The 21,668-nt window shown below is 72.2% G+C and carries 16 protein-coding genes and 1 pseudogene; 8 read left to right on the top strand and 9 right to left on the bottom strand.

All coding sequences use genetic code 11. The annotated features are described in order from the left end of the window. Positions 1 to 98: 98 nt before the first annotated feature. The 4 genes from AB0I49_RS37330 to AB0I49_RS37345 all read right to left on the bottom strand — a co-directional run bounded on the left by AB0I49_RS37330 (position 99) and on the right by AB0I49_RS37345 (position 4,365). Positions 99 to 1,298, bottom strand: a complete 1,200-nt coding sequence (locus tag AB0I49_RS37330; RefSeq protein WP_363231678.1) for a DUF5667 domain-containing protein — start codon at positions 1,296 to 1,298, stop codon at positions 99 to 101. A 204-nt stretch (positions 1,299 to 1,502) separates the two neighbouring features. Next, on the bottom strand, positions 1,503 to 2,297 hold the full coding sequence (locus AB0I49_RS37335; RefSeq protein ID WP_363231679.1) for an ECF subfamily RNA polymerase sigma factor, BldN family: 795 nt from the start codon (positions 2,295 to 2,297) through the stop codon (positions 1,503 to 1,505). A 658-nt stretch (positions 2,298 to 2,955) separates the two neighbouring features. Continuing rightward, entirely contained in the window at positions 2,956 to 4,008 is a 1,053-nt protein-coding gene (locus AB0I49_RS37340) for an HAD-IB family hydrolase (RefSeq protein WP_363231680.1), read from the bottom strand. A gap of 78 nt (positions 4,009 to 4,086) precedes the next feature. Next, positions 4,087 to 4,365: a glutaredoxin family protein gene (locus AB0I49_RS37345; protein ID WP_363231681.1), complete on the bottom strand. Its 279-nt coding sequence runs from the start codon at positions 4,363 to 4,365 to the stop codon at positions 4,087 to 4,089. Between the two features lie 413 nt (positions 4,366 to 4,778). On the opposite strand from AB0I49_RS37345, the gene AB0I49_RS37350 reads away from it, so the two are divergent. From AB0I49_RS37350 to hemB, 5 genes are all read left to right on the top strand, one after another. Next, a complete protein-coding gene (locus AB0I49_RS37350; RefSeq protein WP_363231682.1) occupies positions 4,779 to 5,579 on the top strand; it encodes a redox-sensing transcriptional repressor Rex in 801 nt (266 codons plus the stop codon). Between the two features lie 73 nt (positions 5,580 to 5,652). Further along, complete coding sequence (locus AB0I49_RS37355; protein ID WP_363231683.1) at positions 5,653 to 7,170, top strand: glutamyl-tRNA reductase; 1,518 nt, start codon at positions 5,653 to 5,655, stop codon at positions 7,168 to 7,170. Further along, positions 7,167 to 8,165, top strand: coding sequence for a hydroxymethylbilane synthase (hemC, locus tag AB0I49_RS37360; protein ID WP_363231684.1), 999 nt, complete (start codon positions 7,167 to 7,169; stop codon positions 8,163 to 8,165). Before AB0I49_RS37355 ends, hemC begins: the two co-directional genes overlap by 4 nt. Continuing rightward, complete coding sequence (locus AB0I49_RS37365; protein ID WP_363231685.1) at positions 8,162 to 9,826, top strand: bifunctional uroporphyrinogen-III C-methyltransferase/uroporphyrinogen-III synthase; 1,665 nt, start codon at positions 8,162 to 8,164, stop codon at positions 9,824 to 9,826. Before hemC ends, AB0I49_RS37365 begins: the two co-directional genes overlap by 4 nt. 2 nt (positions 9,827 to 9,828) lie before the next feature. Beyond that, positions 9,829 to 10,809 (top strand): porphobilinogen synthase, encoded by a 981-nt coding sequence (hemB, locus tag AB0I49_RS37370; protein WP_363231686.1) that lies wholly within the window; start codon positions 9,829 to 9,831, stop codon positions 10,807 to 10,809. 103 nt (positions 10,810 to 10,912) lie between these two features. Here the strand turns inward: hemB and AB0I49_RS37375 are convergent, their stop codons facing one another. Beyond that, positions 10,913 to 11,764 carry a helix-turn-helix transcriptional regulator gene (locus tag AB0I49_RS37375; protein ID WP_363231687.1) on the bottom strand — a complete coding sequence of 284 codons (852 nt, stop codon included), beginning with the start codon at positions 11,762 to 11,764 and terminating at the stop codon, positions 10,913 to 10,915. A 143-nt stretch (positions 11,765 to 11,907) separates the two neighbouring features. On the opposite strand from AB0I49_RS37375, the gene AB0I49_RS37380 reads away from it, so the two are divergent. Further along, positions 11,908 to 12,393: an ATP-binding protein gene (locus AB0I49_RS37380; RefSeq protein ID WP_363231688.1), complete on the top strand. Its 486-nt coding sequence runs from the start codon at positions 11,908 to 11,910 to the stop codon at positions 12,391 to 12,393. A 120-nt stretch (positions 12,394 to 12,513) separates the two neighbouring features. On the opposite strand, the gene AB0I49_RS37385 is transcribed toward AB0I49_RS37380, so the two are convergent. Continuing rightward, positions 12,514 to 13,212 carry a DUF4232 domain-containing protein gene (locus tag AB0I49_RS37385; RefSeq protein ID WP_363231689.1) on the bottom strand — a complete coding sequence of 233 codons (699 nt, stop codon included), beginning with the start codon at positions 13,210 to 13,212 and terminating at the stop codon, positions 12,514 to 12,516. A 332-nt stretch (positions 13,213 to 13,544) separates the two neighbouring features. Here AB0I49_RS37385 and AB0I49_RS37390 point away from each other — a divergent pair, with 332 nt between their 5' ends. After that, the gene (locus tag AB0I49_RS37390; RefSeq protein WP_363231690.1) at positions 13,545 to 14,987 is read left to right on the top strand and encodes a helix-turn-helix domain-containing protein; all 1,443 of its coding nucleotides are present in this window, start codon (positions 13,545 to 13,547) and stop codon (positions 14,985 to 14,987) included. Between the two features lie 24 nt (positions 14,988 to 15,011). Here AB0I49_RS37390 and argS read toward each other — a convergent pair whose 3' ends face one another. Further along, a complete protein-coding gene (gene argS, locus AB0I49_RS37395) occupies positions 15,012 to 16,793 on the bottom strand; it encodes an arginine--tRNA ligase (protein WP_363231691.1) in 1,782 nt (593 codons plus the stop codon). A 182-nt stretch (positions 16,794 to 16,975) separates the two neighbouring features. Between argS and lysS the strand changes: the two genes are divergently transcribed. Next, complete coding sequence (gene lysS / locus AB0I49_RS37400; RefSeq protein ID WP_363231692.1) at positions 16,976 to 18,745, top strand: lysine--tRNA ligase; 1,770 nt, start codon at positions 16,976 to 16,978, stop codon at positions 18,743 to 18,745. Positions 18,746 to 18,855: 110 nt separating this feature from the next. Here lysS and AB0I49_RS37405 read toward each other — a convergent pair. Together AB0I49_RS37405 and AB0I49_RS37410 are read right to left on the bottom strand one after the other, a co-directional pair. Further along, positions 18,856 to 20,472, bottom strand: a pseudogene (locus AB0I49_RS37405) (DUF2637 domain-containing protein); the annotation flags it as partial. Between the two features lie 241 nt (positions 20,473 to 20,713). Further along, positions 20,714 to 21,598, bottom strand: coding sequence for a hypothetical protein (locus AB0I49_RS37410; RefSeq protein ID WP_363231693.1), 885 nt, complete (start codon positions 21,596 to 21,598; stop codon positions 20,714 to 20,716). Positions 21,599 to 21,668: the final 70 nt, after the last annotated feature.

The following is a 21,668-nucleotide window of genomic DNA, read 5'->3' on the forward strand; positions in this document are numbered from 1 at the left end:
GGCACTCGGGCGTGCCCGATGACCGCGCCGTCGCGGCGGCGGGCTGCGGCGTCACAATCGCCGGGAGGGCCAGGGCCAGTAGGGCTGCTGATACGCGCCTACTTACCGTCGTCGCCGTTGATGCCCAGGCCCGGCAGCAGGCCCGGCAGCAGCGGCGGGATGGTGATGTCCGGTTTGGTGCCCGGCTTGCCTTCCTTGCCGGCCTCCCCGTGGGACGGGGTCGGACTGCCGCCGTGCTCCTTGGCGGGCGGGTCCAGCAGGCCCGTGCCGCCGAGGAGTCCGCCGTCCTCGCGCTCGTCGGCCGACGAGGACGGCGACGGCCGGTGCTCGGCCTCGCCCGGACCGCTGTCGGACGCGGTCGGCTGTGACGAGGGCGTCGGGTGGTCCGTGGGATCCGGCGCGGCGTGCCGGGGCGCGCCGTGCCGGTCCGTGGTCCCGTGCTGGTCCGTCGTGGCCGGGAGCAGCGACCGCAGCGGGCCGACCTCCTCGTCTATGGCGTCGAAGACCGAACTCACCTGATCGCGCACATCGGTGAGCTGGAGGGGCAGCCGCTCACGCAGCTGGTGCCAGCCCTCGCGGTGCGAGGTCGTGAAGGAGGACAGCGCCCGGATCGGATTGAGCGAGCCGTCGCGCTCGTACGCCTCATGGAGCAGCCGATGGCCCTCGGAGGCGTCGAAGTGCATGCCGGACAGCGCCTTGCGGACCTCGCCCACCGACTCGTGGTCGAGGTCGCCGAGGCGGCCGCGCTCCAGGAGGCGGCGGGCCTCCTGCATGCGGGTGGACGCCTGGTCCAGATAGATCTGGCCGCGGTCGGAGTCGCCGTCGGCCATGCCCAGCTTGAAGTCCTCCATGCCGCGCTTGAGGCCGTACAGCGAATCGCCGGGGAGGGCGTTGTTGCTCGCCGCGGCGACGCCGCCGAACGCGCCCGCCGCCACGCCCACCGTGAGCCCGCCGGCGGCGAGCCCCTTGGACCAGCGGGAGCGCGGCCGCAGCTTGCTCAGCGGACTCGCCCGGTGCGCGCCCTTCCCGGTGCGCTGCTCGGGGACTTGGGCTGCGCCCTCCGCGAACTGTGCCTCCATGGCGGCGATCAGCCGCGCCCGCTGCACGATTTTGACTTCGGGGTCCAACTCCGGTGCCGGTAGCTCGCCGAGCCCGCTCGCCAGGGCCAGCAGCCGATTTCGCTCGGCGTGCTCCGCCGATGGCTCGGACTGCTCGGCCGTTGCGCCCTGGAGCTCCTGCTCCTCCAGGGACTGGGCGAAGGCGTTCGCCCGCCGGTGCGCCGATACGTTCGCGATCACAGGCGGCACCTCCTCTCGTCATGACGGTCGACTCCCCAGGACACCTGGAAGGTTGCACGCCTTGAGCGCGTCCACTCGATCGAGTGAGTGGCTGCGGGCATGGCGTGACCGCAGGGAGCCTGCATCCCGCACAACGAGCGGCGCGGCACTCGGGTTACGCGGTCCGGATGATCTGACCGCAGGTGAGGGGGCGAATACCGAGGGTCAGCGGGCATCGTCCGGCAGGAGCCGGGCGAGGGTTCGTACGGCTCGGTATTGGAGGGTCTTGATGGCGCCCTCGTTCTTCCCCATGACGCGGGCGGTCTCGGCGACCGACAGGCCCTGGAGGAAGCGGAGGGTCACGCACTCCTGCTGCTGCGGGTTGAGCTTGCGCACCGCTTCCAGCAGCGCGGCGTTGGAGAGGGATTCGAGGACGGAGTCCTCCGGGCTGCGCTCGACCTCGTTGGCGTCGAGCATCTCGCCGGTGGTCACTTCGAGCCGGAACCGCGAGGACTTGAAGTGGTCGGCGACCAGGTTGCGGGCGATGGTCACCAGCCAGGCGCCGAAGTCGCGGCCCTGCCAGGTGAAGGTGCCGATGCGGCGCAGGGCGCGCAGGAACGTCTCGCTGGTGAGGTCCTCGGCGGTGGCCCGGCCGCCCACGCGGTAGTAGATGTATCGGTAAACGGTGTCGGAGTACTGGTCGTAGAGGCGGCCGAAGGCGTCGGCCTCTCCGGCCTGGGCGCGCTCGACCAGGTCCATCATGCGAGCGCTGTCACTGTCGGCGCTCGGGCGGCGGGGGGCGGTGGACGTGCCGGATCCGGTACGTCCGCGGGTGCGTCTGCCGACGGCCGTGGTGCTTTCGGCCATGGCGAAGCAGGGGCCGGCGGGACCGCCGGCGGGGGCGAGCGGGGCAAGGGCGGGGACGGCGTACGCGGTGGGGACGAAGCCGCGCAGGCGGTCGATGACCGTCGCGCGGAGCGTAGCCAGGCCCGAGGCGTCAACCCCGACGTGTGGGTACACGGGACTCCCAGAGGCAGAGCTTCCATCACGTGCAGTACCGGATCATTCACTCGTCGTAGGGACGTGCGGGTACCGGTTTGCGTCTGAGGAGGATAACGCTTCGTATAGGCGACGCTACACCCAGTTGCTCAAATCATCGTTTACGTCCGGTCTGTTACCGGTTAACGACCGATCAAGTGTCGAACATGTGGCGGTTATTGATCGGAGGGGAGCGAGGGTTGATTGATTGGCTGGCGTGTTGTGGCAGGCCGGGCGTTGGGGCACTGGCGGGGGGCGTGTGCGGTTTATGCCGGGGGATTGGCCGAGGGGTGACCAAGTCCTCATGTGCCGGACGGCTGGGGGTGGTGGGGTGGGGGCTCGCCCTGGGCGGTGGTAGGGGGGGGGGGGGGCCCCCCCCCCCCCCCCCCGAAACCAGCACGCACGCGGTGGGGGCGCTCGGCACGGTAGGGGGGCCCGGGGGGGGGGGGCGGGCGGGGGCGGGGCGGGGGGGGGGGGGGGGGGCCCCCCCCCCCGGGGGGGGGGGGGGGGGGGGGGGGGGGGGGGGGGGGCCCCGCCCTGGGCGGTGGTAGCCGGGGCTCCGCCCCGGACCCCGGTCCTCAAACGCCGGACGGGCTGGATGGGGCCGGTGTCCGTACGGCGGTTCGGGCTGGGCCGGGGGTCAGCGGCGGCGGCGGTGCAGGGCTACCGCTGCCGCCGCGGCGCCTGCCAGGGCGCCCGCGCCCGCCGCGGCGGGGATGCCTACGCGGGCGGCCTTGCGGCCCGTGCGGTAGTCGCGGAGCCGCCAGCCGCGTTCGCGGGCGTGTTTGCGCAGGTGGGTGTCGGGGTTGACGGCGTAGGGGTGGCCGACGATCGAGAGCATCGGGATGTCGTTGGCCGAGTCGCTGTACGCGGCGCAGCGGGTCAGGTCCAGGTTCTCGGCCGTGGCCAGGGCCCGTACCGCCTCGGCCTTCGCCGGGCCGTGCAGCGGCTCGCCGACCAGCTTGCCCGTGTAGACGCCGCCGATCGACTCGGCGACGGTGCCCAGGGCCCCGGTCAGGCCGAGCCGGCGGGCGATGATCGTCGCGGTCTCGACGGGGGCCGCGGTCACCAGCCAGACCTTCTGGCCCGCGTCGAGGTGAGCCTGGGCCAGGGCGCGGGTGCCCGGCCAGATGCGCTCGGCCATGTACTCGTCGTAGATCTCCTCGCCGATGGACATCAGCTCCGAGACGCGGTGTCCCTTGACGATGGACAGGGCGCTGTCGCGCGCGTCCTGCATGTGCTCGGGGTCCTCGACGCCCGCCAGCCGGAACCACGCCTGCTGCCAGGCGAAGCGGACCAGTTCGCGCTTGCGGAAGAAGTGCCGCTTATAGAGGCCGCGGCCGAAGTGGAAGAGGGCCGCGCCCTGCATCACGGTGTTGTCGAGGTCGAAGAAGGCGGCGGCCTTCTCGTCGCCGACGACCGGGAACTCCGGTTCGGCGGAATCGGTGGAATCGGCTGAACCAGTGGATTCGGTGGATTCGGCGGAATCGGCGGAATCGGCGGGACCTGAGGAATCCGTCGGCCCGGATTTTTCGGCGGGTCCGGGGGAGGCGGGTCCGGGTCCCTCCTCCGCTGCCGTGTCGGGAGTGTCGTGCGCGGACGTGCGGGCTGCCTCCGCCGCCGCCTCGCCGGCCAGCACGCTGCGTGCGGTGGCGGAACGCCTACGGGGGGTGAGCCATCCCAGTGCGGCCATGACGCGAGCATAGCCAGTTTGTTCGGTGCGGCCGGACTCGGAACGAATCGGACGCGTGAACTTCCCGCCACGCTCCGGTTACCCGCCGAGCGCTTTGCGCAGCCGGGCGGGGTCCACCCGCCAGAAGTCGTGCTGGGCGCCGTCCACCAGGATCACCGGGATCTGCTCCCAGTATTGGCGGTGCAGTTCCGCGTCCTGCGTAATGTCTTTCTTTTCCCAGCTCGCGCCGAGTTCTCCGCAGACCCGCTCGATGACCGCCTCCGCGTCGTCGCAGAGATGGCAGCCGGGCCTGCCGATCAGGGTCACCGTGCTGTTGGCGGGATTCTTACGGGCCGGGCGGCGCAGCAGCGGGGTCATACGGTCATTGTGCCCGGTGCCGGGCGGTCCCAGGGCGGGCCCCCGGGGCTCGGGCGGGCATCGCGGGGCCGTGTTCCGGATCTCCTTCCGGATCTCTCCCAGACGACCGCAAAGCGGTCGGTAAGGGTGCCCGGGGCGACTACCATGGTGGGCGATTTGTTGGTGTCCGGGGGCATAGTGGTGAGGAGTGAGAGCGCGTGCTCCCGTCGGTGAACCCGCGATACGGCTGTGGTCGCGGTGGCGCGGGTGATGGTTCCCGGAAGCGGCCGAAAGAGCGCGTGACGCCTGTCACTTTGCTCGGACAAAGCGGACACCATCTTTGTGCACGCGTTCACAAAGACATAGCCTGCATTCGACGGGGCGGTCCTGCGACAAGATGCCGCCCGCAGCCCCGCGCTACCCGCAGGAGCACCGTGGCAACTGGCCGAACTCACCGACCGGCGACCCGAAGCCGAGGGATTCCCGAGGCCACCGTCGCCCGGCTTCCGCTGTATCTGCGTGCGCTGACCGCGCTTTCCGAGCGTTCGGTCCCCACGGTCTCGTCCGAGGAACTCGCAGCCGCCGCGGGGGTCAACTCCGCGAAGCTGCGCAAGGATTTCAGCTACCTCGGCTCGTACGGGACCCGGGGCGTCGGCTACGACGTCGAGTATCTCGTCTACCAGATCTCGCGTGAGCTCGGCCTGACCCAGGACTGGCCGGTTGTGATCGTCGGCATCGGCAACCTCGGGGCGGCGCTCGCCAATTACGGCGGCTTCGCCTCCCGCGGCTTCCGGGTCGCGGCCCTCATCGACGCCGATCCGGCCATGGCCGGCAAGCCGGTCGCCGGCCTCCCGGTCCGGCACACCGACGAGCTCGAAGCGATCATCAGCGACAACGGGGTCTCCATCGGCGTCATCGCCACCCCGGCCGGCGCGGCCCAGCAGGTCTGCGACCGGCTGGTCAACGCCGGGGTCACCTCGATCCTCAACTTCGCGCCGACCGTGCTGACCGTGCCCGAGGGCGTGGACGTGCGGAAGGTCGACCTCTCCATAGAGCTCCAGATCCTCGCCTTCCACGAGCAGCGCAAGGCGGGCGAGGAATCGGAGTCCGCAGCGTCCGTGGCGTCCGCCGCCGCGGCGGCCGTCGCCACGCCGCCTCCGGTGGCCCGTACGGCCACGGATTCCGGCAACGGAAAGGGACCCGACGGCGACGTACCCGCCGTGATGCCGGCATGAGCGGGTTCAGAGAACGGACCATCCACCACGACGTCCCCGGCGCGGGGCGGCCCGAGCGAAGCGAGGAGAGGGCATGAGCCTCCTGGTCGTCGGCCTGAGCCACCGCAGCGCGCCGGTCAGCGTGCTGGAGCGCGCCGCGCTCGCGGCGGACACGCAGGCGAAGCTGTTGCACGACACCCTCGCCGCCGAGCCCGCCGCCGAGGCGGCGGTGCTCGCCACCTGCAACCGCATCGAGCTGTACGCGGACGTGGACAAGTTCCACGCGGGCGTCGCCGAGCTGTCCACCCTGCTCGCCGGGCACACGGGCATAGGGCTGGAGGAGCTGACGCCCTACCTCTACGTGCACTACGAGGACCGGGCCGTCCACCACCTCTTCTCGGTGGCCTGCGGGCTCGACTCGATGGTCGTCGGCGAGGGCCAGATCCTCGGCCAGATCAAGGACGCGCTCGCCCTAGGCCAGGAGCTGCACACGGCCGGGCGGCTCCTCAACGACCTCTTCCAGCAGGCACTGCGGGTCGGCAAGCGCGCACACAGCGAGACCGGCATCGACAAGGCCGGCCAGTCGCTGGTGACCTTCGGCCTGGAGCAGCTCGCCGACGGCGCGCCCGTCCAGGAGTGGGCGCGCGGCAAGCGCGCCCTGATCATCGGCGCGGGTTCGATGTCCTCGCTCGCCGCGGCCACCCTGGCCCGCGCCGGGGTCGCCGAACTGGCTGTCGCCAACCGGACGCTGGAGCGTGCCGAGCGCCTCGCGGCCGCGCTCACCGAGCCCGGCGGGCCGGGCGCGGCGGCCGGGCTCACGGCCTCCGCCGTGCCGATGGCCGACGTCGCCGCCGAGCTGGCCCAGGCCGACATCGTCGTCTCCTGCACGGGCGCCACCGGGCTGGTCCTCACCGTCGAGTCGGTGCTGGCGGCCCTCACCGAGCGGCTGGCGGCGACCGCCGAGTCCGAGTCCGGGGCCCTGCCGGGCGGGGGCGCGGCGGACCAGGACGGTTCCGCACGCGGCGACGACGCACCGGAGCGGGACCAGGACGCCGACTGCCCCCTCGGGCTCGCCGACGACGCGCGGCGCTCCGCGCCCCTCCTGCACCTCCTCGACCTCGCGATGCCGCGCGACGTGGACGCCGCCGCGCACCGCGTCGAGTACGTACGGCTCGTCGACATCGAGACGCTCGCCGAGGCGTCCGCCGACGCGCCCATGGCCTCCGACGTGGACCGGGTCCGCACGATCGTCGCGGACGAGGTCGACGCCTTCGGGGCCGCGCAGCGCGCCGCGCACATCACGCCCACCGTGGTCGCGCTGCGCACCATGGCGGCGGACCTCGTCGCGAGCGAGATCACGCGGCTGGACGGCCGCCTTCCGGACCTGGACGACAAGGAGCGCGCGGAGATCACCCAGACCGTCCGCCGGGTCGTCGACAAACTCCTGCACGCGCCCACCGTGCGGGTCAAGCAGCTGGCCGCGACGCCCGGCGGCGCCGGGTACGCGGACGCGCTGCGCGAACTCTTCGACCTCGACCCGCAGGCGGTCGCCGCCGTCAGCCGGGCGGACACGCGGTCCGACAGGCAGAACACAGCACGGGAGCGGGCATGAACGACACCTCAATCACGGCGGCCGCCGACAGCCGGCCGCTCCGGCTGGGCACCCGGCGCAGCAAGCTCGCCATGGCCCAGTCGGCTCAGGTCGCCGAGGCGGTGCGCGATCTCACCGGGCGCGCCGTGGAGCTCGTCGAGATCACGACGTACGGCGACACCTCGCGGGAGCACCTCGCGCAGATCGGCGGCACCGGCGTCTTCGTCTCCGCGCTGCGCGACGCGCTGCTCGCCGGTGACATCGACTTCGCCGTGCACTCGCTGAAGGACCTGCCGACCGCCGAGCCGGCCGAGCTGGTGCTGGCCGCGATCCCGGTCCGCGAGGACCCGCGCGACGTGCTGGTCGCCCGCGACGGGCTCGACTTCGAGTCGCTGCCGCCGGGTTCCCGGGTCGGCACCGGCTCGCCGCGCCGGATGGCGCAGCTCAACGCGTGGGCGCGCGCGCTCGGCCGGGACATCGAGACCGTGCCGATCCGCGGCAACATCGACACCCGCGTCGGATACGTCACCGGCGGGGAGCTGGACGCCGTCGTGCTGGCCGCGGCCGGTCTCACCCGCATCGGACGGATCGGGGAGGCGAGCCAGTTCCTGCCCGCCGATTCCGTCCTGCCCGCCCCCGGCCAGGGGGCCCTGGCGGTCGAGTGCGTGGCCGACCAGGTCGGCGGCGCCCCCGGGCTCGCCAGCGTGCTCGCCGAACTCGACGACCCGTTCACACGGGCCGCCGTGACCGCCGAGCGTTCCCTGCTCGCCGCCCTGGAGGCCGGCTGCTCCGCACCCGTGGGTGCGCTGGCCGACCTGCAGGCCGACGGGCAGGCTGTCACCGAAATGCGCCTGCGCGGCGTCGTCGGCTCGACCGACGGCTCGACGCTGGTGCAGCTGTCCACCACCGGTCCCGTTCCGGCCTCCAGCGACGCAGCCTCGGCCCTCGGCCGGGAACTCGCCGCCGAGATGCTGGCCAAGGGTGCGGCCGGTCTTATGGGGGAGCGAGCACTTTGAACCCCACCGCCCCTAATCACCCCCCGCACGGGCACGTCACCTTCCTTGGTGCCGGTCCCGGAGATCCGGGACTGCTGACGCTCCGAGCCGTGGAGGCACTGGCGGCAGCGGACGTTCTGATCGCCGATCCGCCCGTACTCGACGTGGTACGTGCGCATGTGCGCGCCAACGTGACCGTGGAGAGTCACGGCATGCCTGCTCAGGCGGTAGCTGATGGCTCATCAAGTACCGCCGAGGTCCCGGTTCTTAGGGACACCGCCAATCTTGTCATGGGGGCGGCGCGGAGCGGCAAGCGGGTCGTCCGTGCGGTCGTCGGCGACCCCGGTCTGGACGGCAACGCCGCCGACGAGATGCTGGCCTGCGCCGCCGAGGGCGTCACCTTCGAGGTGGTGCCGGGCGTCGCCAACGCGGTGGGCGTGCCCGCCTACGCCGGAGTGCCGCTGCACGACGCGAGCGGCGCCGACGTCCGGTTCCTGGACGCCCGTACCGCCACCGACCGGTGCTGGGCGGAGGTCGGGGCGAGCGAGGTGACCGCGGTGGTCACCACCACCCTCGACACCGTCGCCGCCACCGCGAACGAGCTGATCTCGGCGGGCCGCAAGCCCGACACGCCGATGACCGTCACCGTCGCGGGCACCACGACGCGCCAGCGCACCTGGTCGGTGACGCTCGGCTCGGTGGCGCAGACGCTCAAGGCCGCGAAGGTGCTGCCGTCGCCGAACGGCGGGCAGCCCGTCATAGCCGTGGTCGGCGAGCGCAGCGCGGCCGCGCAGCGCGACCGGCTCTCGTGGTTCGAGTCCAAGCCGCTGTTCGGCTGGAACGTGCTCGTGCCGCGCACCAAGGAGCAGGCCGCATCGCTCTCCGACCAGCTCCGTTCGTACGGCGCCGTGCCCAGCGAGGTCCCGACGATCGCCGTCGAGCCGCCGCGCACCCCGCAGCAGATGGAGCGCGCGGTCAAGGGCCTGGTCACCGGGCGCTACGAGTGGATCGCCTTCACCTCGGTCAACGCGGTCAAGGCGGTGCGCGAGAAGTTCGAGGAGTACGGGCTCGACGCGCGCGCCTTCGCCGGGATCAAGGTCGCGGCGGTCGGCGAGCAGACCGCCAAGTCGCTGGTGGACTTCGGCGTCAAGCCGGACCTGGTGCCGAGCGGCGAGCAGTCGGCCGCCGGGCTGCTGGAGGACTGGCCGCCCTACGACCCGGTCTTCGACCCGATCGACCGGGTCTTCCTGCCGCGCGCCGACATCGCCACGGAGACCCTGGTCGCCGGGCTGATCGAGCTGGGCTGGGAGGTCGACGACGTCACCGCCTACCGGACCGTACGGGCCTCCCCGCCGCCCGCCGAGACCCGCGAGGCGATCAAGGGCGGCGGCTTCGACGCGGTCCTGTTCACCTCGTCCTCGACCGTGCGGAACCTGGTCGGCATCGCCGGCAAGCCGCACAACGTGACCGTGATCGCCTGCATCGGCCCGGCCACCGCCAAGACCGCCGAGGAGCACGGGCTGCGCGTGGACGTCATGTCGCCCGAGCCGTCGGTGCACAAACTGGCCGCGGCGCTCGCGGACTTCGGGGCGGCGCGGCGCGAGGCCGCGCTGGAGGCCGGCGACCCGGTCACCCGGCCCAGCGAGCGGCGGCCCGGATCGCGTAGGAGGGCACGGAGTTGAGCATGAACTACGGAAGTTTCCCGGGGGCGCGCCCGCGGCGGCTGCGCACCACGCCGGCCATGCGCCGGATGGTCGCCGAGACCCGGCTGCACCCGGCCGACCTGATCCTGCCCGCCTTCGTGCGGGAGGGCGCCGCCGAGCCGCTGCCCATCGCCTCCATGCCGGGCGTCGTCCAGCACACCCGCGACAGCCTGCGCAAGGCCGCGGTCGAGGCCGTCTCGGCGGGCGTCTGCGGGCTCATGCTCTACGGCGTGCCCGAGGAGAAAGACGCGGTCGGCAGCCGGGGCACGGACCCCGAGGGCATCCTCCAGGTCGCGATCCGGGACGTGCGGTCCGAGGTCGGCGACGACCTGGTGATCATGTCGGACCTCTGTCTGGACGAGTACACCGACCACGGCCACTGCGGCGTCCTCGACGCGCAGGGCCGGGTGGACAACGACGCGACGCTGGAGCGGTACGCCGAGATGGCGCGCGTCCAGGCCGACGCGGGCGCCCACACGGTCGCGCCCAGCGGCATGATGGACGGCCAGGTCCGGGTCATCCGCGAGGCGCTGGACGCGGCGGGCCACCAGGACGTCTCCATCCTGGCCTACACCGCCAAGTACGCGTCCGCGTTCTTCGGCCCCTTCCGGGAGGCCGTCGCCTCCTCGCTGACCGGCGACCGCAAGACGTACCAGCAGGACCCGGCCAACGCCCGGGAGTCCCTGCGCGAGCTGGCGCTCGACATCGAAGAGGGCGCCGACATGGTCATCGTCAAGCCGGCGCTGCCCTACCTGGACATCCTGCGGCGGGTCGCGGACACGGTGGACGTGCCGGTCGCCGCGTACCAGGTCTCCGGCGAGTACGCGATGGTCGAGGCCGCCGCCGCCAACGGCTGGGTCGACCGCGACCGCATCATCATGGAGACCCTCGTCGGCGCCAAGCGCGCGGGCGCCGACATGATCCTCACGTACTGGGCGACGGAGGCCGCGCGGCGGCTCTGACGCCGATGGGACGTTGTTTTCCCGCGTCCAGCCCCCGACGGTCCGACCGTCGGGGGCTGTCGTGCGTACAAGCGTCGGCGCGGCGAACGGGGGCGGGGCGGGCTCACACCGCGCGGGCGATGGCGCGGATGAAGTCGCGGGAGCGCGCGCGGTCGAGGGCCAGCTCCTCCATGCGGTCCAGCAGCGCCCGGTACCTGGCGAGCTGGTCCGCCGCGTCCAGCAGCGCGGGGCCGTGGGACTGGTCCAGCTGCACGGTGTCGAGCTGCGCCACCGGGCCCGACGCGTACAGGATGGTCTGCCCCGCGCCCGGGAACTCGCCGCGCTCGAAGGGGATGGCCAGCACCCGTACGTTCTCCCGCTCGCTCATCGCCACGAGGTGGTCGAGCTGGGCGCGCGTCACGTCCCGGCCGCCGAACCGCATGCGCAGCGCGGCCTCGTGGATGACCGCCGTGTACGGCATCGGGGTGTCGCGGCACAGGACGCCCTGGCGCCTCAGGCGGTGCGCCACCCGGTGCTCGACCTCGTCCGGCGGCAGCGGCGGCACGCCCTGGTCGAAGATGACGCGCGCGTGGTCGGAGGTCTGGAGGAGGCCGGGCAGGATCGAGGTCTGCGCGGTGCGCAGCGCCACGGCGTGGTGCTCGATCTCGGCGAGGTCGAGCAGCCCCGGCGGCAGCGTGCCGCGGTACTCCTCCCACCAATGGCGGGTGCGGCTGCCCGTAAGGGTGGTGAGCGCGTCGATGAGCTGACGGTCGGCGCAGTCGTATGTCTGCGCCAGCGCGCGCAGCCGCTGGGCGCTGACGCCGGCCCGGCCGGACTCGATGTTGCTGATCCGGGCCTGGTCGGCGCCGAGCAGCGCGCCCGCCTCCGAGGCCGTCATGCCCGCCCGCTCGCGGAGCTTGCGAAGTTCTGAACCCAGGCGCTGTTGGCGAGCCGTGGGCGCGGTCCTCGGTGGCATCGACCTTCTCCCTCGTCACGCACAGTCTGGCGGCACGAGCCTCGGAGAGGCCATCGGGTGCATGTATTTTCCGGAAGGCGTGACCCGCACGCACCGGGCTGGCTTACGGTGTGTGTCACTTCGCTCACGCTAGGGAGGCGCGTATGAGTTGTGCGCCGGAGCCGTACGAGGCCGGTCCGCCCGAAGACTGGGAGTACACCCTCCAGGTGCCGCGCGACCCGCTCGCCCCCTGCATCGCGCGCCGGACGCTGCGCACCATCTTCGAGGAGCACGGCTTCTCCGAGTACGCCGACACCGCGGAGCTGCTCACCTCCGAGCTCGTCACCAACTCCTACCGCTACGCCGACGGGCCCGCCTCCGTGCGGGTCCGGCGGGACGGGGAGCGGGTGCGGGTGAGCGTCTGGGACGCGAACCCGAAACTGCCCGCCCTCGCGACGGCGGGCGAGCAGTCCGTGCCGCCCGCGGACGTCGAGCGGGGGCGGGGCCTCGGGCTGGTGCGGCTGTGCGCCGACAGCTGGGGCGGCTTCTCGCTGCGGGACCAGCGGCAGGGGCTGGGCGGCAAGATGATGTGGTTCGAGCTCGGGGGCGGCGTTCCAGGAACGACGTCCGCCGAGCCCTTCACGGGATGAGACACCCGCACCGGGTGGAAGCGGGGGCGATCACGCGGTGCGGGTGCCTCCGTGGGCGGTTGTGCGCCCACGGTCCGGGAGCCGCGCCCCCGTCGGCGAGGGGCGCGGCGGGCGGCCGGGCTACTTGATGGCGTCGGCCTTGTCGCGCTGCCAGTAGGTGACCTGGGCGTTGTCGTCGTAGTACGCGCTGCCGCCGGGCAGCGCCGGGTGGGCGGCCGAGCCGGTGGAACCCTCGCTGTCGTCGGCGCCGCTGAAGTAGACGGCCAGCGAGTCGGCGGTGCGGCCGTGGTCGCCGTCGGCGCCGAGGGCGACGCCCGCGTACGCCGATTCGCCGGGCTGGAGGGTGACCACGGCCTGCGGCTTGGTGTCCTCCATGGGCGCCGCGGACACGGACTGGTCCTCGCCGAACCGGAGCATCGGGTAGTAGTACGCGTTGCACGGCTGGTCGCCGGTGTTGGTGGCCGTGAGCAGGAGGTAGTGCGTGGGGCGGGTCAGGGTCTGGGCGGTGACCTCCACGTTGTCCCCGGTGCAGGCGAGATCCACCGGGCCCTGGTCCTCCCCGCTCCCCTCCTGGGCCGCGCTGCCGCTCTTGCCGCTCATACGGGCCGTGGAGTCGGCCTTCTTCTCGACGCGGCCGGACGCGCTGCCGGACGCGCTGTCGGTCTTGGCGTCGTTGGCGGCGGCGGGCGCGGTGGCGCTCGCGGCGGCCTTGCCGGCGGCCTTGTCGTCGCCTCCCGACTGGCAGGCGGTCAGGGAGACGGCGGCGGCGAGCGCCGCGACGGCGACGGCGATGGTGCGGGTGCGGCGGGACTTGGCCATGATCGGAGTTCTCCCCGTGCTGATTGCTGATCAGAAAGAGTGGACGAGCGCCACGACGGTGACGGTGGACGCCACGAGCACCGCGACGGCCACGGCATCGATCAGGCTGAACCGGACGCGTGAACGCATGACTGCTCCTGGACGGATGGCGCTGGAGGGTGGGAGCCGCGGAACTCGCCGCGGCATGTCCACAGCCTGCGAGGCGTCCTGTTCCAGCCGCAACGGCCGCCCGAGTATTGGGGAAGCTGGAACGGCCGCGCATAATCTGACCTGGGGAGAAGCCCCACCCCTGGAACGCGCTTCCGGGACGGATTTGGAGGGGGCCGGTGGGTGTGGCGAGTGAGACCGAGGACTTTGCCGCGCTGCTCCGGGAGCTGAAGGGCCGCTCGGGACGCAGCTACGGCGTCCTGGCCGGGAAGCTCCACGTGAGCACGTCCACGCTGCACCGCTACTGCAACGGCGACGCCGTGCCCACCGACTACGCCCCCGTGGAACGTCTCGCGCGGCTGTGCGGTGCGACGCCGGACGAGCTGGTGGAGGTGCACCGGCGCTGGATCGTCGCGGACGCGGCGCGGCGGCGCAAGCCTTCGGCGGCGGCCCCCGCCCCGGAGGCCCGGCCGGAGCCGGAGCGGGAGCGGGAGCAGGAGCAGATAGCGGGGGCGGCCGAGCAGGGGCCGGAACCGCGAGTGGAGTCCGTACCGGAGGCTGTACGGGAGGAGGCGCCCGTACGGGAGTCCGTACCGGGAGCCGTACGGGAACCCGTACCGGAAGCCGGGTCCGTACCGCCGGCCGGGCCCGAGCCGGAGCGTCCGGTCCGCCGCTGGACGCGGAAGCGGGCCGTCCTCGTGGGCGTCGGGGTGGTGGCGCTCGCCGTGCCCGCCGCCGTGGCGGTGGCCCAGGTGACCGGGGCGCCGGACGACGGCAAGAAGAAGCCCGCGGGCTACTCCGCCTCACGCCTGCCGAGCGCCGACCCGCGTGCGCCGCGGGCGTCGGCGAGCGGCTCGCCGGACGGCGCCCCCAAGAAGGGCGACGGGGCCGAGGCGTCCAAGAGCGGTTCACCCTCGCCGACGGCGTCGGGCGGCGCGGAGGCCCCCGGCGAGGACACCGCCCCGAGCAAGGACACCGGCAAGGGCCAGGACGGGGACGTCTCGGGCGAGCCGCTGACCGTGAGCAGCCGGATCAACTCCTGGGAGGACCGCTGCTTCCAGTACTACCTGCTGGGCGACACCCCCGCCCAGGTGCCGCGGCCGCCGACCGAGCAGGACACCGGTGCCTGGGCGCGGAACCAGGGTGCGGTCACCGGCGGCACGTCCAAGACCCAGCTGGTCGTGCAGGGCAAGAGCGACAAGACGGTGGTGTTGCAGGCGCTGCACGTGCGCGTGGTGGGGCGGTCCGCGCCGCTCGACTGGTCGGCGTTCTCCATGGGGAGCGGCTGCGGCGGCGGGATGACGCCGCGGTCGCTCGACATCGACCTCGACGCCGGTGCCCCGGTGACGCGGCCGGTCGCCGGGGAGCAGGGCGATGTGAAGATCCCCGCCACGGACTTCCCGTACAAGGTTTCGTTGAACGATCCGCAGGTGCTGAACATCCAGGCGCACACCGACGGCCACGACGTCAGCTGGTATCTGGAGCTGGAGTGGACCAGCGGCGGCCGGCACGGCACGACGCGGATCTACGACCACGGCAAGCCGTTCCGCACGTCCGGGATGAAGGACGCGCCGAAGTACGCGTACAACGAAGAGAAGAAGAGCTGGGAGCGGGACACCGCTTCGTAGCGTCCCGCCCCCGGGGGTCTTTCTCTACAGGCGCTCGGGGGTGCGGATGCCCAGGAGCGCCATGCCCTGCCGCAGCGTGCGGCCGGTGAGCTCGCACAGGAAGAGCCGGTTCTCGGCGACGTCGGCGGGGACCTCGGGCTTGAGGACCGGGCACTGGTCGTAGAACGTCGTGTAGAGCGAGGCCAGCTGGTACAGATACGCGGCGAGCTTGTGCGGCTCGTACGTCTCGGCGACGGCGGCCAGGATCTCGGCGAAGTCGTCGAGGTGCAGACCCAGCGCGCGCTCGGCGGGGGCCAGCGGCAGCTCCGGGTGGGGAACCGGCTGCTTGCCGTCCGCCTTGCGCAGGATGGACTGGATGCGCGCGTACGCGTACTGGAGGTACACGCTGGTGTCGCCGTTGAGCGACACCATCCGGTCGAGGTCGAAGACGTAGTCGCGGGTCAGCGAGGTGGACAGGTCGGCGTACTTGACCGCGCCGATCCCCACCTGCGCGCCGCGCTCGGCGATCTCGTCCTCGGTGAGGTCCTGGGCCTTCTCCCGCACGACGGCCGACGCGCGGTCGATCGCCTCGTCCAGCAGGTCGACCAGCCGGACCGTCTCGCCCTCACGGGTCTTGAAGGGCTTGCCGTCCTTGCCGAGCACGGTGCCGAAGGGGAGCTGCCGCGCGGTGTCCTCGGGGAGCCAGCCGGCCCGGCGGGCGGTCTCGAAGACCATCCGGAAGTGCAGGGCCTGCCGGGCGTCCACCACGTAGAGGAGCGTGTCGGCGCCCAGCGTGCCGACCCGGTCGCGGATGGCGGCGAGGTCGGTCGCCGCGTACCCGAAGCCGCCGTTGGACTTCTGGACGATCAGCGGCGTCGGGTTCCCGTCCGGGCCCTTGACATCGTCGAAGAAGACGCACAGGGCGCCGTCGGAGCGGACGGCGACGCCCGACTCCTCCAGCTCCTTGACGACGTTGATCAGGTCGTCGTTGTACGCGCTCTCGCCGACGATGTCCGCGTCGCGGATCTCCACGTCGAGCTTCTCGTACACGCCCTGGAAGTAGATCTTCGACTCGTCGACGATCTTGTGCCAGAGGGCGAGGGTCTCCTCGTCGCCGGACTGGAGGGCCACCACCCGGTCGCGGGCGCGGCCCTTGAACTCCTCGTCGGAGTCGAAGACCGCGCGCGACGCCTTGTAGAGGCGGTTGAGCCGCGCCATGGCGGCCTCGCCCTCGCCCTCGGCGCCGTCCGCGGCGGCCGCGGAATCGGAGGCGTGGTCCAGCTCGGCGGGGTGCTCGATCAGGTACTGGATGAGCATGCCGAACTGGGTGCCCCAGTCGCCGATGTGGTGGCGGCGGACGACCGTCTCGCCCCGGTGCTCCAGGATCTTGACGATCGCGTCGCCGATCACCGTCGAGCGCAGGTGGCCGACGTGCATCTCCTTGGCCACGTTGGGCTGGGAGTAGTCGATGACGGTGGTGCCCGGCTCTGCCGCGTACGGGACGCCGAGCCGGTCGTCGGCGGCGCGGGCCGCGAGCGTGTTCGTGATCGCGGAGTCGGCGATCGTGATGTTCAGGAAGCCGGGTCCGGAGACCTCGACGCCGGAGATCAGCTCACCGGCGGGCAGCCCCTCGACGACCTTGGCGGCCAGCTCGCGGGGGTTGCCCTTCAGCTTCTTCGCCAGCGCCAGCATCCCGTTGGCCTGGAAGTCCGCTCGGTCGCTGCGTCGCAGCAGCGGGTCGGCGGCGCCGGCCTCCGGCAGGGCAGCCGAGAGGGCGTCCGCGACGCGCTGGTGGACCGTGGCGGCGAGAGAAGGGACCGAAGCCATGGGTTGCCGTTCCGTGAGAGGTCGTGTGGGCCGGTGCCAAGTATCCCACGGGCCCTCCGGCGGCCCGGCCGGTTATTCCACGGGGGCGCCGGTCCGCCGTGGGCCGTTCCCCCGCCGGTTAATTCACGGGCGGTCGCGGAACCCCCGGGGCACCCTTGCCGTCTGGGACAATGGTCGACGCCATGACCGCAAGGAAGGAAGTGCCGAACGTGGCTCAGAGCACCGAGGCCGACTGGGTCTCCCGATTCGCCGACGAGGTCATTGCCGAGGCGGAGCGTCATGCCCCCGGCAAACCCATTGTCTGCGCCTCGGGCCTCAGCCCCTCCGGCCCGATCCATCTGGGCAACCTGCGCGAGGTCATGACCCCGCACCTGGTGGCCGACGAGATCCGGCGCCGCGGCCACGACTGCGTGCACATCATTTCCTGGGACGACTACGACCGGTACCGCAAGGTCCCGGCCGGCATCGACCCGTCCTGGTCGGAGCACATCGGCAAGCCGCTCACCTCGGTGCCGGCCCCGCCCGGCAGCTCGTACGCCAACTGGGCCGAGCACTTCAAGGCGCCGATGATCAAGGCGCTGGAAGAGCTCGGCATCGAGTTCCGCGGCATCAGCCAGACCGAGCAGTACACGTCCGGCGCGTACCGCGAGCAGATCCTGCACGCGATGCGCGAGCGCGGCCGGATCGACGAGATCCTCGACCGGTACCGGACGAAGGACAGGCCGGGCGGCGGCGCGGCCAAGGGCCAGAAGCAGGGGCAGAAGCAGGGCCAGAAGCCCGTCGACGAGGCCGAGCTGGAGGCCGCCGAGGGCTCCGGCGCGGCGAGCGAGGACGACGGCAGCACGGGCGGCGGGGGCTACTTCCCGTACAAGCCCTACTGCTCCGTGTGCGACCGCGACCTGACGACCGTCACCGCGTACGACGACGAGTCGACCGAGCTGACCTACAGCTGCGTCTGCGGGCACGAGGAGACGGTGCTGCTGCGCGAGCACGACCGCGGCAAGCTGGTCTGGAAGGTCGACTGGCCGATGCGCTGGGCGTACGAGGGCGTCGTCTTCGAGCCCAGCGGCGTCGACCACTCCTCGCCCGGCTCCTCGTACGTCGTCGGCGGCCAGATCGTCCGCGAGGTCTTCGACGGCCGGCAGCCGATCGGCCCGATGTACGCCTTCGTCGGCATCAGCGGCATGGCCAAGATGTCCTCCTCGAAGGGCGGCGTGCCGACCCCGGCCGACGCGCTGGAGATCATGGAGGCGCCGCTGCTGCGCTGGCTGTACGCGCGCCGCAAGCCCAACCAGTCCTTCAAGATCGCCTTCGACCAGGAGATCCAGCGGCTGTACGACGAGTGGGACGCCCTGGAGCGCAAGATCGCGGACGGCTCGGCGCAGCCGGGCGACGTCGCCGCGTACGGGCGCGCCACCAGGACGGCCGCCGCCGAGCTGCCGAGGACGCCGCGCCCGCTGCCGTACCGCACGCTCGCCTCGGTCGTGGACATCACCGGCGGCCAGGACGAGCAGACGCTGCGCATCCTCAGCGAGCTGGACCCGGCCAACCCGGTCGCCTCGCTCGACGAGACCCGGCCGCGGCTCGACCGCGCGCAGCACTGGGTCACCACCCAGGTCCCGGCCGAGCAGCGGACGATCCTGCGGGACGAGCCGGACGCCGAGCTGCTCGCGTCCCTGGACGACGAGGCGCGCGAGTCGCTGCGGCTGTTGCTGGCCGGGCTCGACGAGCACTGGTCGCTGGACGGGCTGACCACGCTCGTCTACGGCGTGCCGAAGATCCAGGCGGGCCTGGCCCCGGACGCCAAGCCGACGCCGGAGCTGAAGGTCGCGCAGCGCTCGTTCTTCGCGCTCCTGTACCGGCTGCTGGTCAGCCGTGACACGGGCCCGCGGCTGCCTACGCTGCTGCTGGCGGTGGGCGCGGACCGGGTGCGCAAGCTGCTGGGCGCGTAGCTTTTCGCGGCTTACGGCTTACGGCTTACGGCTTACGGCTTATGGCTTGCGGCTTATGACTTACGGGCTGAGGGCCGCCATCCGGACCGGGTGGCGGCCCTCAGTCATGTTCAGTTCGGGCTGTCCGCGTCGGCCTCGGACCGGTACCGATGCCGGAAGTCGCGCAGGAACCCGCGCAGCTCGCCCTCGGTGAGGGGGCCGCCGCTCTCGTTGGTGACGCCGTCGACGTCGGCGAGGTGACGGCCGAGCTGCCGGGCGTTGGGGAACTCCCCGTTGCTCTCCCTGTACCGGCGATAGGCCGAGAACAACTGCTCCTGATGGGCCTCCTCGGCCGCCTCTTCCGCCGTTTCCGCTGCTTCCGCCGCTTCGTGCTGCTGCTGTTGCTCGTACGGGTGGTCGGCGGGCGCGGGGGCCGGCGACGGCGACACGAACCAGGGGTTCACGTGCGGCTCGGCCGGAGCCTGTACGGGCGCGGGGCCGCCCTGCCCGTGATCCTCGGCGGCGGGCGCGTGCGGGACGTACTGCGGCTGCCCCGCGTCGGCGGCCTGCCCGGCGGCCGGGAACTGCTGGGTGGCGGGGAACCGTTGGGTGGCGGGGGCGTGCTCGGCGTACTGGGCCTGCTGAGCGGCGCCGGCCGCGTGCTCGGCGTACTGAGCCTGCACCTGCGCCTGCACCTGGGCCTGCATTTGAGCCTGCATCCGAGTGTGCTGCTGAGCGGGGTGCTCGCCGTACGGGGCCTGCTGGGGGACGCCGGGCGCTTGCGGCGTTCCGGGCGCTTGCGGCGCGTACCGCGCCTGATGCGTGGCGGCTTCCTGCCTGGCGGCCTCCTGCCCGGCGGGGGGCTGAGCGGGGGACTGCTCGTGCTGGTGAGCGGCGGGGGGCTGCTCGGCCGTACGAGCCTGCTGGGTCTGCATGGCCTGCTGGACCTGCATGGCCTGTTGAGCCTGATGGGTCTGCTGAGGCGCGGGGGCCTGCCCGTTCACGGTGCCCTGCCCGTTCACGGTGCCCTGCCCGTTCACGGCGCCCTGCTGCCCAGCGGCCCCGCCTTGCGCCGCGCGGGCGAACCAACCCGAGCCCGCGTGGGGGGCGATATCGGCGCCTTGCGGCGCGTCAGTCCCTTGCATCGGGCCTGAGTGCTGCGGCGTGCCGGCGTTCTGTGTCGCGACAGCAGTCTGCCGCTCCGCGTCGGCGGCCTGCTCCACGGCCGGAGCCCGGCCGTCCTGGCCGTCGTCCGCCGACTGCCCCTCTCCCGCCGGGCCCTGTCCGGCAGTCAGCTGCTTCCCGGAGCCGGAGCCGGAGCCGGCGGTCGGGCCGGCCGCGACCTCGGCCGCCGCCCCCGTGGCCGACCCGCTACGCGGCAGTGGCTCGGCCAGTGCCGCGACGGCCAGGGAGGGGGTGATCCCGGCGGCGGCGAGGCCCGCGGGGCCGGTTTCCGAGAGGGGGACGCCGAAGCGCGCCAAGCGCAACGGCATCAGGGACTCGACCGGCGCCTTGCGCCGCCACGCGCGGCCGTAGCGAGCCTGGAGGCGGGCGCGGTAGACGAGGCGTTCCTGTTCCAGCTGGATGACCTGCTCGTAACTGCGCAGCTCCCACAGCTTCATCCGCCGCCACAGGCGGAACGTGGGAACGGGGGAGAGCAGCCAGCGGGTGAGGCGGACGCCTTCCATGTGCCGGTCGGCCGTGATGTCGGCGATGCGGCCGACCGCGTGGCGCGCGGCCTCGACGCTGGCGGAGCGGCGTTATTCCTGGGGTGCGCTATTCCGGCGGCGCCCGGGCTGATGTGTTGAGGGCGAAGGCCTCGTACCCATCGATCGAGGTATACGAGGCTACTAGCAGCATCAGCGAACCCGTCAGCTTCAACGACGTTGCCCCCAGACCGGGCGGCCTCCTCCACGCTGACGACGACGGGGCTTTCCTAAAGCCTGAGCTGATCGCGGTCCCACCAACGTCAAGCCGGTGGGACCGGGGTCAGACGGGCAGATGCTCGGCGAAGATCCCGATCAGAATCCGGTCATCATGCCTCTTGATCGGGAGTGAGAAGTGCACGCGATCCCGGTCCCACAGTCGCTTTCCATGCCACTCGCAGCGATATGTCTCGCCCTCGTAGGAGACCAGGCGCTGTTCCCATGCCTTTGCGTTCTTCTTCGTGTTGGGGCTCTCAGGGGAGATGTCGACGCCCAGAGCGCTGAACCGAGCCTGAACCTTCTTCTGGTCGCCACCGCAGATGAGCAGTGCATTGGCGAAATGATCGCTCAGCAGACCAAGCAACTTCACCAGCCAGGGCAGGACGTCCGCGTAAGAGCCGTCGAAATGGTGGAAGCGAAGGGAGTCCGAGAGGAGTAGCCGGGGGAAGGCGCGATCGGACAGCGCAAAGAAGTGATCTTCCGGAACGAGTTCGCGGGTGAGGACTCCACGCCAGAAACCGGCCTCGTCCTCGGACACTCGCAGCAGGTGCAGGGCCATGTGGTCACGGCCCGTGTCCGCGTCACGCTCGATGGTGAGCCATCCCGACGGCCAGTCGAGGCCTGTCGTCCTCCGAGGATTGGCGACCGACCCGACCAGGCAGGACATCGCTCTGCCCCTAGAGGCCCGGGCCAGCGCATGGGCCATACCCCAGGACGGCTCACTCCATGCCCCATTGTCTTGTCTCACCGGCTGAGGAACGTCGTCATCCGCCGGTTCTACGCTCCGGCACTTGTCCAGTAGTACTTGCAGACGGCGCCGCTCACTGTGCGGCAACCCGCTGTCAGGCGAGTACAGGGCGTCGACCAGGCTGATCGACGGCAGGCACTCGGTGTCGTAGGCGGAGGTCATCAACGCGACCTTCCGGCCGTCGGCCAGCGGTTCCAGCAAGTCCGCGAGCGTATCTAGAGCTCGGCGCAGTTCCGCATCCGTCAGCCCACGCCAGTCAAGGGCCTCCTCG

It is taken from the genome of Streptomyces sp. NPDC050617 (assembly GCF_040654795.1).
Taxonomy (GTDB): Bacteria; Actinomycetota; Actinomycetes; order Streptomycetales; family Streptomycetaceae; genus Streptomyces.